General features: G+C 65.5%; 15 protein-coding genes. 4 read left to right on the top strand and 11 right to left on the bottom strand.

The window, feature by feature from the left end; all coding sequences use genetic code 11:
• Window positions 1-27: 27 nt before the first annotated feature.
• Together ACS8YF_RS06810 and ACS8YF_RS06805 are read right to left on the bottom strand one after the other, a co-directional pair.
• The gene (locus ACS8YF_RS06810; RefSeq protein ID WP_440849467.1) at window positions 28-1,032 is read right to left on the bottom strand and encodes an LLM class flavin-dependent oxidoreductase; all 1,005 of its coding nucleotides are present in this window, start codon (window positions 1,030-1,032) and stop codon (window positions 28-30) included.
• A gap of 98 nt (window positions 1,033-1,130) precedes the next feature.
• Complete coding sequence (locus ACS8YF_RS06805) at window positions 1,131-1,292, bottom strand: YqaE/Pmp3 family membrane protein (RefSeq protein WP_440849466.1); 162 nt, start codon at window positions 1,290-1,292, stop codon at window positions 1,131-1,133.
• Between the two features lie 163 nt (window positions 1,293-1,455).
• Here ACS8YF_RS06805 and ACS8YF_RS06800 point away from each other — a divergent pair, with 163 nt between their 5' ends.
• Window positions 1,456-1,830, top strand: a complete 375-nt coding sequence (locus ACS8YF_RS06800) for a hypothetical protein (protein ID WP_440849465.1) — start codon at window positions 1,456-1,458, stop codon at window positions 1,828-1,830.
• Between the two features lie 368 nt (window positions 1,831-2,198).
• Here the strand turns inward: ACS8YF_RS06800 and ACS8YF_RS06795 are convergent, their stop codons facing one another.
• The 5 genes from ACS8YF_RS06795 to ACS8YF_RS06775 all read right to left on the bottom strand — a co-directional run bounded on the left by ACS8YF_RS06795 (window position 2,199) and on the right by ACS8YF_RS06775 (window position 8,978).
• A complete protein-coding gene (locus ACS8YF_RS06795) occupies window positions 2,199-3,653 on the bottom strand; it encodes a peptidoglycan DD-metalloendopeptidase family protein (RefSeq protein WP_440849464.1) in 1,455 nt (484 codons plus the stop codon).
• A gap of 134 nt (window positions 3,654-3,787) precedes the next feature.
• Window positions 3,788-4,585, bottom strand: coding sequence for a hypothetical protein (locus tag ACS8YF_RS06790; RefSeq protein WP_440849463.1), 798 nt, complete (start codon window positions 4,583-4,585; stop codon window positions 3,788-3,790).
• A gap of 75 nt (window positions 4,586-4,660) precedes the next feature.
• Complete coding sequence (locus tag ACS8YF_RS06785) at window positions 4,661-6,193, bottom strand: DHA2 family efflux MFS transporter permease subunit (protein WP_440849462.1); 1,533 nt, start codon at window positions 6,191-6,193, stop codon at window positions 4,661-4,663.
• Window positions 6,190-7,416 carry an HlyD family secretion protein gene (locus ACS8YF_RS06780; RefSeq protein WP_440849461.1) on the bottom strand — a complete coding sequence of 409 codons (1,227 nt, stop codon included), beginning with the start codon at window positions 7,414-7,416 and terminating at the stop codon, window positions 6,190-6,192. Before ACS8YF_RS06780 ends, ACS8YF_RS06785 begins: the two co-directional genes overlap by 4 nt.
• The gene (locus ACS8YF_RS06775; protein WP_440849460.1) at window positions 7,416-8,978 is read right to left on the bottom strand and encodes an efflux transporter outer membrane subunit; all 1,563 of its coding nucleotides are present in this window, start codon (window positions 8,976-8,978) and stop codon (window positions 7,416-7,418) included. Before ACS8YF_RS06775 ends, ACS8YF_RS06780 begins: the two co-directional genes overlap by 1 nt.
• Before the next feature lie 128 nt (window positions 8,979-9,106).
• Here ACS8YF_RS06775 and ACS8YF_RS06770 point away from each other — a divergent pair, with 128 nt between their 5' ends.
• Together ACS8YF_RS06770 and ACS8YF_RS06765 are read left to right on the top strand one after the other, a co-directional pair.
• Window positions 9,107-9,739 (top strand): TetR/AcrR family transcriptional regulator, encoded by a 633-nt coding sequence (locus ACS8YF_RS06770; RefSeq protein ID WP_440849459.1) that lies wholly within the window; start codon window positions 9,107-9,109, stop codon window positions 9,737-9,739.
• A 93-nt stretch (window positions 9,740-9,832) separates the two neighbouring features.
• Window positions 9,833-11,299, top strand: coding sequence for an SH3 domain-containing protein (locus ACS8YF_RS06765; protein WP_440849458.1), 1,467 nt, complete (start codon window positions 9,833-9,835; stop codon window positions 11,297-11,299).
• 72 nt (window positions 11,300-11,371) lie between these two features.
• Here the strand turns inward: ACS8YF_RS06765 and ACS8YF_RS06760 are convergent, their stop codons facing one another.
• The 3 genes from ACS8YF_RS06760 to ACS8YF_RS06750 all read right to left on the bottom strand — a co-directional run bounded on the left by ACS8YF_RS06760 (window position 11,372) and on the right by ACS8YF_RS06750 (window position 13,189).
• A complete protein-coding gene (locus ACS8YF_RS06760; protein ID WP_440849457.1) occupies window positions 11,372-12,061 on the bottom strand; it encodes an SDR family oxidoreductase in 690 nt (229 codons plus the stop codon).
• Between the two features lie 45 nt (window positions 12,062-12,106).
• Entirely contained in the window at window positions 12,107-12,589 is a 483-nt protein-coding gene (locus ACS8YF_RS06755; protein WP_440849456.1) for an FKBP-type peptidyl-prolyl cis-trans isomerase, read from the bottom strand.
• A gap of 174 nt (window positions 12,590-12,763) precedes the next feature.
• Window positions 12,764-13,189, bottom strand: a complete 426-nt coding sequence (locus ACS8YF_RS06750; protein WP_440849455.1) for an OsmC family protein — start codon at window positions 13,187-13,189, stop codon at window positions 12,764-12,766.
• A gap of 196 nt (window positions 13,190-13,385) precedes the next feature.
• Here ACS8YF_RS06750 and ACS8YF_RS06745 point away from each other — a divergent pair, with 196 nt between their 5' ends.
• Window positions 13,386-14,756 carry an MFS transporter gene (locus ACS8YF_RS06745; protein ID WP_440849454.1) on the top strand — a complete coding sequence of 457 codons (1,371 nt, stop codon included), beginning with the start codon at window positions 13,386-13,388 and terminating at the stop codon, window positions 14,754-14,756.
• An 87-nt stretch (window positions 14,757-14,843) separates the two neighbouring features.
• Here ACS8YF_RS06745 and ACS8YF_RS06740 read toward each other — a convergent pair whose 3' ends face one another.
• Window positions 14,844-15,620 (bottom strand): SDR family oxidoreductase, encoded by a 777-nt coding sequence (locus tag ACS8YF_RS06740; protein WP_440849453.1) that lies wholly within the window; start codon window positions 15,618-15,620, stop codon window positions 14,844-14,846.
• Window positions 15,621-15,640 lie beyond the last annotated feature (20 nt).

Raw genomic sequence — 15,640 nt, 5'->3', positions numbered from 1 at the left:
CTTTCTCTGTCGCCGCCGGGGCAAATATCAGCTGCTCGCACCAGTCGACATGGCCTGGGCAACCAGTTCATAGGAGCGCAGCCGCGCACCGGCATCGTGGATGTTGGACACGATCATCAACTCGCTCGCGCCCGTGCGTTGACCGAGATCCTGCAATTGTCGGGCCACCGTTTCGGGCGAGCCGATGATGTGGCGCGCGCGGTTTTCCTTGACCGCGTTGCGCTCGATGTCGCTGTAGGAATAGGCACGCGCCTCCTCGGGCGAGGGCAGCGGCAGAAACTGTCCCTTGCGCAGACGCAGCCACATCAGATCGACCGTGGCCGCCAGCGCCTCGGCTTGCTCGTCGGTCGCGGCGCAGATCACCGACACCCCGAGAATGGTGTGGGGCGTTGGAAATTGCGACGACGGTTCGAATGCATAGCGATATCGTTCGAGCGCCGGTTCCGCCGGAGCGGGGCTGAAATGGCTGGCGAAGCTGTAGCCGTAGCCGCCGGCCCCGGCCAATTCCGCGCTCGCGCCCGACGAGCCCAGAATCCAGATCGGCGGCATGGGCGCATCCTCGGGCACGATCCTGACGCCGGCATACGGGTGATTCGCGCCATAGCGATCATGGGCCAGCGAGAGCATTTCATCGAGCATGTCGGCAAAGTGCTCCCCCGAGCCGGCGTGCAAGGCCCGGTTGGCACGCATATCCGACCCGGGTGCGCGCCCCAGGCCGAGATCGACCCGCCCGGGATAGAGTGCTTCCAGAGTGCGGAAATGCTCGGCGACCCGCATGGGGGCATGGTTGGGCAGCATAATGCCCCCGGAGCCGATGCGGATGTGTTCGGTCAGCGCGCCAATGCGTGATAGCAGCACCTCCGGCGAGGAACTCGCGATCGCCGGCATGCTGTGATGTTCGGAGATCCAGTAGCGCTTGTAGCCGCGGGCCTCGGCCACAAGCGCCAGGTTGATGCTGTCGCGGACGGCCGCCGACGCCGCTGTACCGCTCGGCACGGGAACCAGATCGAGCACGGAAAGATCGATGGACATGACAAGCTGTGAAGTCGTGAGCGTATGTCGAACACGATGGGGGTGCGTTCGTCGGTTTCATAGGGCTCTCGACAACATGGACCCGAGGGCCGTCTGCGTCAGTCGCGCGTGGCAATGATATAGACCGCGTGCACCACGCCCGGAATATAGCCGAGAATGGTCAGCCCGATATTGAGCCAGAACTGAAGCCCGATGCCGACTTGGAGAAAGACACCGAGCGGCGGCAGCAGAACCGATAACAGAATACGAATGAGGTCCATGGGATCTTTGGCCGAGCGCTTTTGAGAGTCGGCCGGTGAGTCTGGGAGCCCGGGCGGCAACCGGGGCTGAACGCATCCCGGGCCAGTGTGTTCAGTCCGTTCAGGCTTGGTTAAACGGGTCGGCTTATGCTCTGCTGAAGTCTCACAATGAGAGGTGACCAGCATGCGCAGCACGAAGATCATCCCTTGGGTCGTCGCCCTCGCGATGGCCGGCGGCAGCTCGGCGGCCCTGGCCGACAACACCTTCAATGAGGTGTTGGGGGGCGGCCTCGGCGGCGCGATCGGCGCCGCAGTGGGCGGTGCCATGGGCGGTCAGACCGGTGCCGTGATCGGCGGCGGGCTGGGCGGCGCCGGCGGTGCCATTCTGGCGGGCCAACACGACGGCCGCGACGATGATCATTATCGTGGCCGCGACTGGGGTCGCCGCCGCGATGTTCATTACGATCGGCGCGGTTACGGCCACGATCGCCGCCATGACTATGATGACCATGACCGTGGTCGTCACCGCGGCTGGGACGACCGCGACTGGCGCCATTGATCGAAACATGGCATGCACCGGCGCGGGCTACCGATAGATGAAGGCCGCCCGATCCGTCGCGCGGCCTTTGTCGTGGCGGAACTGCCGTGCACAAGGCGGGACTTGGATGGCCGGCCCGGCGATGGAGGCCGTGCTGCGGGCGCGCCACGGCGGCTCATACCCGGGCGTTGATCCCCGTTGGCCGGAAATCCGGGGCCGATGGCGCCGTTTGATCATGCCGGGCGCTGGATGATGTGGCCCTGGTCATGCGCCGCCAAAGCATCCGGGCACGCGCCCTGTAACGCCGATTCGTGCACGGCAAGGCACGGCGGCGAGCCCGATGCCGGCGTACGGTAAATGCCCGCCGCGCGGCGATGCGTGGCAACGCGTCAGGCTTTGGTCGGCTGATGGTGGTGGTGTACCACGCAGAAGATGTTGCTGAGACTGTGTCGCCGCGCGGCATCGACTGGATCGAGCGCCAGTGTGGCGTTGAGCGACACGGCCCGGTTACAGCTGTTGCCGTGGTCCGCGGTCGAGGCGTTCCTGGCCAGTAGGGTGGTCGGGGCCGGCGAGAGCTTGGCGATGAGCGGCTGGATCTTGCGGGTATAGGCCGCCAGTTCGCTGTGCGGCAGCGAGTGTGCCGCGGGCAGTTTGATGGTCATCGGGTTGTAAGCCACGCCGTTCTTTCGGATCTCGAAATGCAGATGCGGGCCCGTGGCTTCGCCGGATTCGCCGACGTAACCAATGACCTCGCCCTTGGTCACGTGCTCGCCCACGTGCAATTTCGACCGGATCCGGTGCATGTGCGCATAGCGCGTGCTGTAGCCGTCGAAGTTGGTGAGTTCGACGATGCGGCCATAGCCATGCATCCAGCCGGCGTATTTCACCGTGCCTTCGGCGGCGGCATGAATCGGCGTACCGATCGGCGCCGCCATGTCCACGCCCTTGTGCGGGCGGACCTTGTGCGTGACCGGATTCAATCGGTGGAGGTTGAACGGACTGCTGATACGCGTGTAGGCGACCGGCTTGCGCGTGAAGGCCGGCTTGTAGGAAACACCGGCGGTGTCGAAGTAGCCGACGTTGCCGTTTCCATCCTTGGCGCGAAAGGCTTTGTAGTTGTGGTGATGGGTCGTGATGCTCGCGGCCAGCACCGGGCCTGTGGCAATCTGCTGGCCTGCGCTGTAGGTGGCGCGGTAGACCACCGAGAACTTATCGCCCGGTTGCAGATGACGCAGGTTGTGGCGGTAGCGGTAGATACGGGCCATCTGGTTCGCCACACGGGCCGGCACGCCATCCGCGGCCATCGAGTGTGACAACGACTTGCCGACCGTGCCGGTCGCGGTGATCTCGCGCGTCTGTGTCGCGCGTTTTTCGATCCTGGCCTGCAACGCGCCGCTCGTGCGGTTGACGTGCAGCGTCTTGATCGAATTGAGTCGGTAACGCAATTCGCCGAGTTTACCGGTGGGCGTCTTGCGGATGTCCAGCGTATCCCCGGGGTGGATGTGACGCAACGCGTCAGTCGATGGCCCCAGATCGAGCAATTGTCGCCACTGCGACGCGCCGAGCCCGGCCCGTGCGAATACGCCCGATAACGTGTCTCCGGAGCGGACCTTGATCTGCTGCCAGGGGGTGATCTGCGGGGTCGTGGTCAGCCCCAGCGCCTTGGCGGTCTGCATCTGATCCGCCGCCAGGGGCTGGATCCGGAGGTCGCTGCTCTGCTTGTCCGAAGCGCGAATCACGGTGGCTTCCGGTTTGCCCGGTGCCGCCTGGGCACCGCCGCAAAAACATAAAGTGACACCGAGCGCACCGGCGGCGCCGGTACGTAACACGCGCTTGTGTTGCATTCCCAACCCTCTGCACCGAACTCGACACGCTGGCTGGCCGATCCCGCTGCTTGTAATCAAAAAAAACAAAATCCTGAGACCGGCCCCCGCGGGAAAAGTTTCCCGCCGACCGGCCCCTGGGTCGCGTAAACGGTCTAGATGCCGTGTAGCGCGACCCACCCCGCCAAGGCAATAGCCATGCCACCCATGGCGAAAGCGCGCCAGTCCCTGGCGTCGAGCGCGCCGGCTTTTGCGCTCGATACAAAAAACGCCAGCGCGACAAACAGGAACAACCCGGCGGCTGCGCCGAATATCAAACCGGCCGGCAGTGCCACCGCCGCAGGCATGATTGCAACACAAAGCGCGCCGAGTCCAGTCCCCAGGGCCGGGAGTACGACTAATATCCGGTGCCCCGGTCGGGCAGCCAGGCGCCGCGCGAGCACGTATCCGGCCGGCGCCTTGTGAGCGAGAATGGCCAGCCCGACACCCCAGCCGAGTGCCGGCATGAGCGTATAAAGCGCGCCCAGTACGATGCCGCCGCAGATCGAATGCAGGGTGAGCGCCCCGAGCATGGCGCGACCGTCTCGGCCGCCGCTGGCGACATGCAGCACCATGCCCACGGCCAGACCGATCGCCAGACCGGCGCTGCCGGTGGCCGCATGGTCATTCAGCGCATGCGGGACCAGCAGCACCAGTGCAGAGGCGAGCATGGCCCCGGCGGCGGCGGCATCGATGCGCGAGATCCAGCGCGGATCGTGCGGGATCGCGCTGATGACAGCGCCGGCAAGAAACGCGACAGCGCTGAACAGGGTGAGTGTCACCAGGACCCACAAGCCGTCCCGGCTGCCGGCAACCACCAGCGCGAGCCAGCCTGCCGCAGCGCACAGGCACAGCGCCGATATGGCGCGCGGGCCGGGCTCGGAGGACGGGGTAAAAAGCGACGAATCACGCACCGCGCGATGAACACCGGTTTCAGTAATCGTTATAAAATAACATGCCGGATGGGTTCGGCCGATGTCGTGCCAGCGCTATTTGGCGTGGGGGCGGGAGAACCAGATCAGCACGGTGAGGCCGAGGAATACCCAGCCCGCCAGGGTGTACATCTCGTTGAGACCGATCATGAACGATTGCTGCTTGATCACGCCTGCCAGCGCGCCGTAGGCCTGCTCCTGCGTGAGACCGGCCGCGCGGGCCTGGGCCAGCCAGTGCTCGGTGGCCGGGTCGGCGACCGCGGTATGGGCCGACAACACGTGATCGTGAAATGCCTCGCGCCAGTCCCAGATCGTTTGCGACAACGATGTGCCGATGGCCAGCGCGATCAGGCGCATGAAATTGAACAGCCCGGAAGCGCTGGCGATCTTGTCGCGCGGCAGGCCGGTCAGCGACAGGGTGATCAACGGTATGAAAAAGCAGGCCAGGCCGATGCCCCAGGGCAGGCGGGTCAGAAACAGGCGTTCGAAGCTGATGTCGGTGTTCGCGTCGGCCTTGACGAACGACAGCACCGCGAACAGCAGCATGCCGAAGGTCACGATCAGCCGGAGATCGATCTTGTCGGTCAGACGGCCCACTATCGGCGAAAACACGGCGCCGAGCAGCCCGAGCGAGGCCGTGGTGAGGCCGGCCCAGGTCGGGGTGTAGCCCTGGACGTTCTGCAGCCACAGCGGCAGCAGGACCACGCCCGCGAAATACGTCATGAACCCGAACGTGACACCGAGTGTCGCCACGGTGAAGTTGCGACGCGCGAACAGTCGCAGATCGACCACGGGATTGTCGTCGGTGAGTTCCCAGACGATCCAGAACGACAGGAACACGACCGCCACGATCGCCAGAGTGGTGATGAACGGCGATTGGAACCAGGCGTCCTCGTTGCCCTTGTCGAGCATGATCTGGAGCGCGCCGACGCCGATGGTCAGCAGCACCAGCCCGATCATGTCCAGCGGCAGACGGGCGGTGGCGGTCTCGCGTTCACGCAGTACGACCCAGGTGACCAGCGCGGAGAAAATGCCCACCGGCACGTTGATGTAGAAGATCCACGACCAGCTGATGTTGTCGGTAATCCAGCCGCCGAGGATGGGGCCGGCGACCGGCCCGACCACGGCGGTCATGCCCCAGATGCCGTTGGCGAACCCCCGCTTTTCCGGCGGATAATTGGCGAGCAGCAGACTCTGCGACAACGGGATCATCGGGCCGGCGACCAGGCCCTGGGCGGCCCGCATGGCCAGCAGAAAATAGAAACTCGGCGCCATGCCGCAGGCCAGGGACGTGGCCGTGAACAGCGCCGTGCAGATCACGAACAACTTGACCTCGCCGACACGTTTGGCGAGCCAGCCGGATACCGGCACGGCAATCGCGTTGGCCACGGCGAAGGACGTGATCACCCACGTGCCCTGGCTCGACGATACCGCCAGATTGCCGGCGATGGTCGGGATCGACACATTGGCGATCGACACATCCAGCACGTTCATGAACACCGCGAGCGCGAGGCTCAGGGTGACCATCACCAGTGCGCCGGTCGGCAGCGGCGCGTCGACGGCGCGAGCCGCCCCGGCGCTCTCGCTCATGAGCCGCTGGCGTCGCTCGTGCCGGCGTTGTAGCCCGACGCCGCGCCGTCATTGGCGGCGACGATACGCCGGATCAGCCGGTTGGCGCCGGCGAGCCGCTGTTGGTAGACATCGGTGTGGTAACGCGGCTTGCTCGGCGCCTTTTTCGCCAGTCGTGGCCCGCTGGTGTCGTGCAGATCGACCGTTACATTCATCGACAGGCCAAGGCGCAGCGGGTGCTTGTCGAGCTGGTGATGGCTGTTGTCGAGGACGATGCGCACCGGCACGCGGCGCACGATCTTGATCCAGTTACCGGTTGCATTCTGCGGCGGCAGCAGTTCGAACGCCGAGCCCGTGCCGGCGCTGATCCCGGCGACATGCCCGTGATAGGTCACGTTGCTGCCATAGAAATCGGACACCACCGTGGCCGGCTGGCCGATGCGCATCGAGGCGAGCTCGGTTTCCTTGAAGTTGGCATCGACCCAGATCTGGTCGTTGGGCACGATCGACAGCATGGGTTTGGACGGATCGACACGCTGGCCGACCTGCACCTGGCGCTGGGCGACATGGCCGGTGACCGGCGCCGGGATCCGGGTGCGTTGCAGGTTGAGATAAGCACTGCGCAGTGCGCTTTCGGCCTGCTTCACGCGCGGATGGTCGCGGACCGTGGTGCCGTTCGTCTGCGCCTTGAGTTCGGACAATTTGTGCCGGGCCGCGGCCAGGGCGGCGCGATCCTCGTGATAGGTCGCGCGTGAGCGCTCGAAGGCCTGGCGGGTCACGCCGTGGGCGTGGACCAGGTTGCGGTCGCGCTGGTAGTCACGCTTGGCCTGGGCCAGCGTGCTCTGGCGTTGCGCGATGATCGACTGCTGTTCGTCGACCCGGGCGTAGAGCTGGTGTACGGAACGCACGGTCTCGGCAAGTTGTGCCTCGGCGTGATCGAGTGCGTTGCGCGCATCGGCGGGATCGAGCCGGACCAGCGTCTGGCCCGCTTTCACGAGATCGGTGTCGTCGGCGGTGATCGACGTGACCGTGCCGCGGACCTGGGGCGTCAGCTGTACCCGATTGCCGTGTACGTAGGCGTCGTCGGTCTCGGCGTAGAACTGAGCGACCGTGAAGTAGTAAATGGCATAGGCCACGGCCGCGATCACAAAGATCGCGGCCAGGCCCAGCAGATACCATTTGCGGCGGCCGGACTTGCCCGAGGTTTCGGTCTCCGGCCAGGCGTTACTGTTGTCTTCGGCCATCACGAGTCCACGTGAGCGTTGGTAGCGGTTTGGCCGGTACCGGCGCCGGCCGCCATCGGCGAATTGCCGTGCTGCGACCAGCCCCCGCCGAGCGCCCGGAACAGATCGGCAGTGTCACGGTAACGGGTCACGCGCGCCTTGGTGTAGTCGAGTTTCGCACTCTGATACTGCGCCTGGGCGGTATACAGATTCACGTAATCCGCAGCCCCGTTGTCGAGTTGCGCGCGTACGGTCTTCAGGTTGTTCCGGGCTGCCTTGAGCGCGCTGCGTTGTGCTTCCAGGGTGCGCGCATCCGCTTCGATCGAACGCAGGCTGTTGGCCACTTCGCCGAAAGCCGACAGCGTGGTCGCGCGGTAGTCGGAAAGCGCGGCCACGAATAGATCCTGTGCCTGGCGCTTGGCGGCGTGCAGCCGGCCGCCCTCGAACAGCGGCGCGCTCAGCGAAGCGCCCAGCGAGTACAGGGCGAAGGCGGGGTCGCCCAGATCCGACGGCGTCAGCGCCGAGCGGCTGTAGGAACCGCTGATGCGGATATCGGGCAGCAGATTCGCCGTGGCCACGCCGATCTGCGCGCTGGCCGCGTGTACCGCGGCAGCCGCGGCCAGGATGTCGGGTCGTTGATCGACCAGTTGTCCCGGCACGCTCACCGGCAGCTTGCGCGGCAGGCGCAGCTGGTCGAGCGTGAAGCCGGGATCACTGAAGTCGCCGGGATTGCTGCCGACCAGAACGGCCAGCCGATTGACCGCCAACGTCTTCTGCTTGCGCAGGGGTTCCAGCGAGGCCCGCGTGCGGGCGAGCTGGGTCTTGATCTGGGTCGCGTCGGCATCGATGGCCGCGCCGTACTTGATCTGCTTGCGCACGATAGCCAGTGCGTTCGCCTGGCTTTTCGCGATATTGCGGGTGGTCTGGATCGCCGCATTGAGACCGGCCTCGGTAATCGCGGTTGCCACGACGTTGTTGATCAGCGTGACGTAGGTATCGATCACCCGATACTGCTGTTCGTCCAGATGGGCGTTGCTGGCTTCGATCATGCGCCGGGTCTTGCCGAACAGGTCGAGGTCGTAACTCGCCGTCGCCTGCGCCTGATACAGATTGAACACATTCGTGAACGACGATTGCGTGATGCCGAACTGGGCGCCGGTCACGCGATTGCGCGAATAGCCGCCGTTGACGCCGATCCGGGGATACAACGCCCCCCGGTTCTCCTTGACCACTTCGCGGGCGGCCCGGATACGGGCCCGACCGGCGGCCAGGGTCGGGCTGTGCTTGATGGCGCGGCCGATCAGCGCATCGAGCTTGTTCGAGCCGAATACCTTGTACCAGTCGGACCGCACCTTGCGGGCCCGCTCGAATGCCTGCTTCGGGATCGGCTCGCGCGTATGGGACGCCTTGGCCGTGCTGTCGCCGCGGGTCGTGCCGTTGATGTTGTAGGCGTTGTCCGCCGGCTTGGCCGGCGGCCGGTAATCCGGGCCGACGGTGCAGCCGGCGACCAGCGTGAGCAACATGAACGCGGCCGCCAGCGCAGGCTGCTGCGCCCGGGGGCGTGTGGAAAATGCGGTTCGCATGGGACCCGATCCGGTGGGAGTTCAGGTTGAACTGTACGGTTCAGTTCAGGTGCGTTAATTTAGTCGCTGGCGGTATGGGTGTCAAATACACATACCGCCCTGTGCCCGCTTGTTTCAATCGACTGTCCGTGGACGCCGTGTCTGCCTGCAAGAACCCATCCAAGAAAGCCGAACAGGTGCTCGACGCCGCGCGCCGACTCTTCGTCGAACGCGGCTTCGGCGCGACCAACATGGATGCGCTCGCGGCCGCGGCCGGCGTGTCCAAGGCCACGATCTATGCCCATTACGACAGCAAGGAAGCCTTGTTCGCCGCCACGGCCCGCCGTGAATGCCGGCGCTTGGTGGTGCGCATGGCCATTGGCGAGGATGTTGCCGAGCACCGTGCGCTGGATACGGCGCTCACCCACATCGGGCGGGCGTTTCTGGATGCGTTGATGTCCCCCGAGATCGTCGGCCTGTTGCGCATGGTGATCGCCGAGTCGACCCGGTTTCCCGAACTCGGTCAGATCTACTACGACAGCGCGCCGGGCCAGACGTTGACGAGCGTGACCTGTTATCTCGAACGGGCACGACGCGAGGGCCTGCTGATCGATTGCGATACGCGGCGTGCGGCCGAGCAGTTCCTGAGCCTGCTGCGCGGCGATCTCCATCTCCGGATATTGCTCGGGCATCCGCCGCCCCGCGCGGAACGCGATCCGGCGATCGACGAAGCCGTGGCCACCTTTGTCGCGCGCTACGGCGCTCGTGCTTCGGCGCGCTGACGGCCAGCCCCGAAGGCCGGCGGCGGGGTCGCGTTTGCGGCGCGGCGCGGGTAATGTAGCCGGGCCTATTGCTGTTGTTCCGAGGATCGCTGCATGCGCGTGAGGGTCGATGCCCGGTTTGCTATTGTCATTGCTGTGACGCTCGCGGCTGCCCCCGGCGTGGTCTGGGCGGCCGGGCGTGATGCACCGAGCGCGGATCGCGCGCAGCAGATCCTGGATCAGAACCGGCCGCTGGCCAAAAACGGCGATGCCAGCGCGCAGTACAACATGGGCGTGCTCTACGACCGCGGCTACGGCGTCAAGCGCGACTATGCCAAGGCGCGGCACTGGTACGAAAAGGCCGCCGCCCAGCATTATGCCCGCGCCGAGCACAATCTCGGCATCATGTACGAGGCGGGCAAGGGCGTGCCGCGCGATCCGGCCAAGGCGGCGCACTGGTTCCGCCGCGGCGCCGATGACGGCCAGACCGCATCCCAGAACAATCTGGCCGTGCTTTACATGAAGGGGCAGGGTGTGCCGCAGAATACCGGCAAGGCTGCGTTCTGGGCGGCGCGCGCGGCCGCCGGGGGCAACCGTGCGGCGATCGATAATCTGCCGCGGATCATCGCCGGTCTGCCGCATGTCTACGTCAATGCCGATCATGTGAACGTGCGCGCGCAACCGGATCGCAAGTCGCGGGTCGTGGGGCATGCCGACCGCGATACGGTCGCCGTCGTGCTCTCGCGCCGCAACGACTGGACGCAGATCCTACTGCCCGATGACGACACGCTGGGCTGGGTAGCCAATTTCCTGCTGCCCGGCAGCCAGGGGGCAACCGCGGGCAACGCGGCCCCCGCGCAGGACACCTCCAATGCAGGCGGCGCGGTCGACGCCGCAACCGACGCCACAACGCCAGCCGCATCGGATTCCGCCGCGGCCGATCGCGTGGCGAGCGCGAACAAAGTGCCCGCGAAATCCACGCGGCCCGAGACGAAGCCGCCCCGGCTTGCCGCCGGCGGCGACAGTCTCGTCGTCGACCACCGTCAGCAGCCGGCGCGGTCGACGCCTGGCAAGGAGGTCGCGCCGAAGAGCGCGCCGGACCGGAAGTCATCGGTTCCGCCAACACCGGCGGTCGCGACGCCACACCAGCACGCGCCGGTGGACCAGGCGTTGCCGAAAACGGCGGGCGCCGGCAATGGCGGAGGCGGTGGAAAACCCGAGGCCGGGGGCTCGGCGGCAGCGACGCCGCCCGCGGCGAAGTCCGGCTCGTCCGGTTCGCTGATCGCGAAACCGAAACCCGAGCCTAAACCGAAACCGAAACCGGCGCCGAAGACAAAGGCAACCGAGCCGGCGGCGACCGCGAAACCGTCTCCGGCCCGGGCATCAACGGCAACCCATGCCACGGTGGGCGTGGACGCGATCAACGTGCGCGCCAAGGCCAGGCGGGGCAGTCGTGTGGTCGGTCAGTTGCATCGCGGCGACCGCGTGAAACTGCTGGAGGAGCACAACGGTTGGCGTTACGTGCGCACGGCCGGCGGCATGAAGGGCTGGGTCGCGGGTTATCTGCTCGTGATGCCGTAGCGTCTTCGCGCCCATGAAAAAGCCGTCTCGGAAAAGACGGCTTTGCATGGCGGCCTGTGCCCGGTGTGCGCGTCAGCCGTCGTCGACCGGTGGTGTCGGGCGAACCAGGATTTCGTTGACATCCACGTGGGCCGGCTGCGAGAGCGCGTACATCACCGAGGCGGCGATGTCGCGATCGCTCAGGGCGTGTTCGGGGCGATCATCGAAGAACGGGGTATCGACCATGCCCGGTTCGATCAGCGTGGTACGCACCCCAGTACCCCGCAACTCCTCTCGAACGCCATAGCCGATCGCGGAGACCGCCCATTTGGTCGCGCTGTACATCGACCCCGGGAGGGTCACCCGGCCGGCCGCCGAGCCCGTGATCAGCAGATGCCCCCGGCTGGCCTTGAGGGCTTGCGCGGTACACTGGATGGTCAGGCCGACGCCGTAGACGTTGGTCAGGATCATGTCCTTCCAGACGTCGCTGTCGGCGCCAGTGAAACCGCCCGGTTTGCCGCCAATGCCGGCGTTGGCAAATACGGCGTCGATGCGCCCGAAACGCTCGAGTGTCGTGTCCACCATCGCTTGCTGCGAAGCCTTGTCGGTGACGTCGCAGGTGATGGCGATGGCTTGCCCGCCCAGTTCGTCGACCAGGCTGCCCAGCGTGGCGGCGGTACGCGCGGCGAGTGCCACGCGCCAGCCTTCCGCCACGGCCGCGCGAGCGGTTGCGGCCCCGATGCCGGTGGACCCGCCCGTGATCAGCAGAACCGCGTCACGCATGACTGCCTCCTGATTCGAATCCGTGTGGATGCCACCGCACGCCGGTTATTCGTGGGCGTGGTTTTCGTCGTGGACGTGCCCGTGCTCGAGCTCGGTGTCGGTCGCCGGGCGGATATCGGCGACGTTAACCGTGAAATCCAGCGTCTGGCCGGCGAGCACGTGGTTGCCGTCAACCGTGACCTCATCGCCCTCGACATCCTTGATCGTGACGATCATCGGGCCGGCATCCGACTCGGCGCGGAAACTCATGCCCGGGGCGAGTTCGTCCACGCCCTGAAACGCTTCGCGGTTCACTTTCTGTACCAGCTCGTCGCGATAGGGGCCATAGCCTTCCTCGGGCTCGACCGTGGCACGCACTTCGTCGCCCTCGGCGCAGCCTTCGATGGCCTTCTCCAGGCCCGGCACAATGTTTTCGTGACCGTGCAGATAGGCGAGCGGCTGCCCTTCGCTCGACTGATCGATGATTTCGCCCTCGGTATCGCGCAGGACGTAATGGATGCTGACGACGTTGTCGCGCTGCGCTTGCATGTTGGCCTCTTGGTGTTTGCGTGCTTTGTTCATGAGCCTTCGAACGTTGCGACGATCGACAAAAATACAATGCCGGCAGCGCAATTGATTGTCCGATGCCCGGTGGGTGGCCCGCGGCCCATGAAAAAGCCGGGCCCGAAGCCCGGCTCGCGGTCATGCTTTCGATCGACGCGATCAGCCGTCCAGAGCGGCCGTGAGCGTGATCTCGGCGCCCTTGAACAGGCGCGAGACCGGACAGGCATCCTTGGCCTTGTTGGCAGTCTGGCGGAACGTTTCTTCGTCGAGGCCCGGGACCTTGCCATGGCAGATCAGATCGACCTGCGTAATCGTGGGCGTGTCGTCGAGCGAGAAGTGCACCTTGGCCTCGGTCCGGATCGAATCGGGCGTATGCCCGTCGGCGGCGAGCATGGCGGAAAACTGCATCGAAAAACAGCCCGCGTGGGCCGCTCCCAGCAACTCCTCCGGATTGGTGCCGGTGCCTTCCTCGAAGCGGGTCGTGTATGAGAATTGCCCTTCAAAGGCACCGCTTCCCAGCGCCATATTGCCTTTGCCGGACTTCAGATCACCCTGCCACTGGGCATTGGCCTTGCGTACGGGCATTGATTGCTCCTTTGCGGTTTCGACGTGCCCACTGAATCTAAGGGGCACACCATCATAAGACAAGATCATGGCTGCTTCGCGGGCAGCGAACGATGCCGGCAATGCGCTGCAATTCGGCCGATTCCGTATTTGTGGAGCTCCCGGGATACTGCTAGGTTCGAAAGACGACTCGATAACACGGGCTTTCCCGACAACAATGAGCGACACGAGCGACGACAGCTTTTCTGTCGACAGTGACGACGTACAACGGGCCGTTGTGGCGGCCGCCATGGGCAATGCACTGGAATGGTTCGATTTCAGTGTCTATTCCTATATGGCGGCCACCATCGGCAGCGTTTTCTTTCCTTCGCACAGCAATTCGGCGGCCTTGCTTGCCGCGTTCGCGGGCTTTGCCGTGGCGTTCATGGTTCGCCCTCTGGGCGGCCTGTTCTTCGGCCCGCTGGGCGACAAGATCGGGCGCTCGGCTGTCCTGGCGACGACCATCATCCTGATGTCGATCGGCACCTTCGCCATCGGCGTGCTGCCGAGTTTCCAGGCCATCGGCATCTGGGCGCCCATCCTTCTCGTCCTGGCCCGCCTGGTGCAGGGATTTTCCACCGGGGGCGAATACGGCGGGGCCGCGACATTCATCTGTGAGTATTCGCCTGACAGCAATCGCGGCTTCCTGGCGAGTTTCCTGGAATTCGGCACCCTGGGTGGCTATATCTTCGGGGCGCTGCTGGTGCTGGGCACGCATATGATCATGGGCGACGCCGCCTTCCACAGCTGGGGCTGGCGCATCCCGTTCCTGTTCGCTGCCCCGCTGGGCCTGTTCGGCTTGTATCTGCGGCTCAAGCTTGAGGACAGCCCCGCATTCGAGGCGGTCAAGGAGAAGGGCGAAGCCAAGGGCTCGCTGGGCGAGGTGGTCTCCAACCACCTGCGTCAGCTCATGCTCTGCATGGGGCTCGTGCTGATTCTCAATGTCGCCTACTACGCGATCCTGACCTACCTGCCTTCCTATCTCACGTCGGAACTCCACATCGGCTCGATCGAGTCCACCCTGCTGCTGGTGGTCACCATGGTCGGCATGATGTGTGTGATCTACCTGTTCGGCGCGCTGTCGGACCGGATCGGGCGCAAGCCGGTGCTGGTCGGCGCTTGCACCGGCTTCATCCTGTTGTCGTATCCGGCGTTCGCCATGCTGCAGACGACCGAGGTGTGGGGCATCGTCGCCGGTCTGGTGATTCTCGGGCTGCTGACGGTCTCGTTGGCTGGGACCATGCCGGCCACGTTGCCGGCGATCTTCCCCACCAACGTGCGCTACGGCGGGTTCGCGATCGCCTACAACATTTCGACCGCGTTGTTTGGTGGCACGGCGCCGTATGTCATCCAGTGGTTGATCGGTGTCACCGGCGACAAGTCGGTGCCGGCGTTCTATCTGATGACCGCGGCCGCCATCGCGCTCATTCCCATACTCCTCATCCCGGAGACCGCCGCCCGGCCATTGCCGGGTTCGAAGGCCCAGTATGCCCGCGGCAGCGGGACCGGCGGCGGCGGCCCGCAGAAGCAGCCGGCGCCAGCGGCCTGATCCGGTTGCCGCACGCCATGAGTCGCCGCTGGACGCCAGCGGCGGCTTTTTTTCGGCGTGCATTTCCGCCGGCACACAGCCGTTGGGTCAATGGGCGTAGATCATCTTTCGCGTCATGCCGCCGTCGGCGATCAGCGTCTGGCCGGTGATGAAGGGGGCGTCGGGGCCGGCCAGAAACGCCACCACGCCGGCGATGTCCGCGCCGATACCGACGCGGCCGGTCGGATGCTGGGCGTGATCCACCGCGCGCAAAGGGGGCGGGACATCGGCGCCGGCCTGCTCGCCGCGCACATCGATCCAGCCGGGCGCGACGGCGTTGACCCGGATCGCCGGGCCGAGGCTCATCGCCAGCGCGTGGGTCAGGGTTTCGATGCCGCCCTTGGCGGCGGCATAAGCCTCGGTCTGCGGTTCCGACTGATAGGCGCGGCTGGAGGCCATGTTGACGATGGCGGCGTTTGGCCGTCCGCGCAGCAGCGGGACGGTATGCTTGGTCACCAGGAAGACGCCGGTCAGGTTGACGTCGATGACGCGGTGCCAGTCGGCCAGCGCCAGTTGTTCCACCGGGCCGTTGAACGGCGCTGCGATGCCGGCATTGTTGACCACCAGATCGAGCCGGCCGTGCCGGTCCCGGATTGCGGCCGTGGCGGCCTGTATATCGGCTTCGCAGGCAACATCCGCGACGGTCGTGAATACATTATTCGCGTGTGCGCAGTTGCCCGGGTCGGCGCGCAGGTCTTCGAGCGCCGCTGAATCGCGGTCCAGACACCACACGATATGGCCATCGGTCATCAGGCGTCGCGCGATGGCGCGGCCGATGCCCTGGGCCGCGCCGGTGATCAGACAGATTTTGTCGGAAGCGGTCATGCCGGAAAAATGGCTTGGAT

Source organism: Salinisphaera sp. SWV1 (assembly GCF_052044155.1).
GTDB lineage: Bacteria > Pseudomonadota > Gammaproteobacteria > Nevskiales > Salinisphaeraceae > Salinisphaera.
Note: the sequence above shows the minus strand (reverse complement) of the source record. Positions and strands in the feature narration are given on the sequence as shown.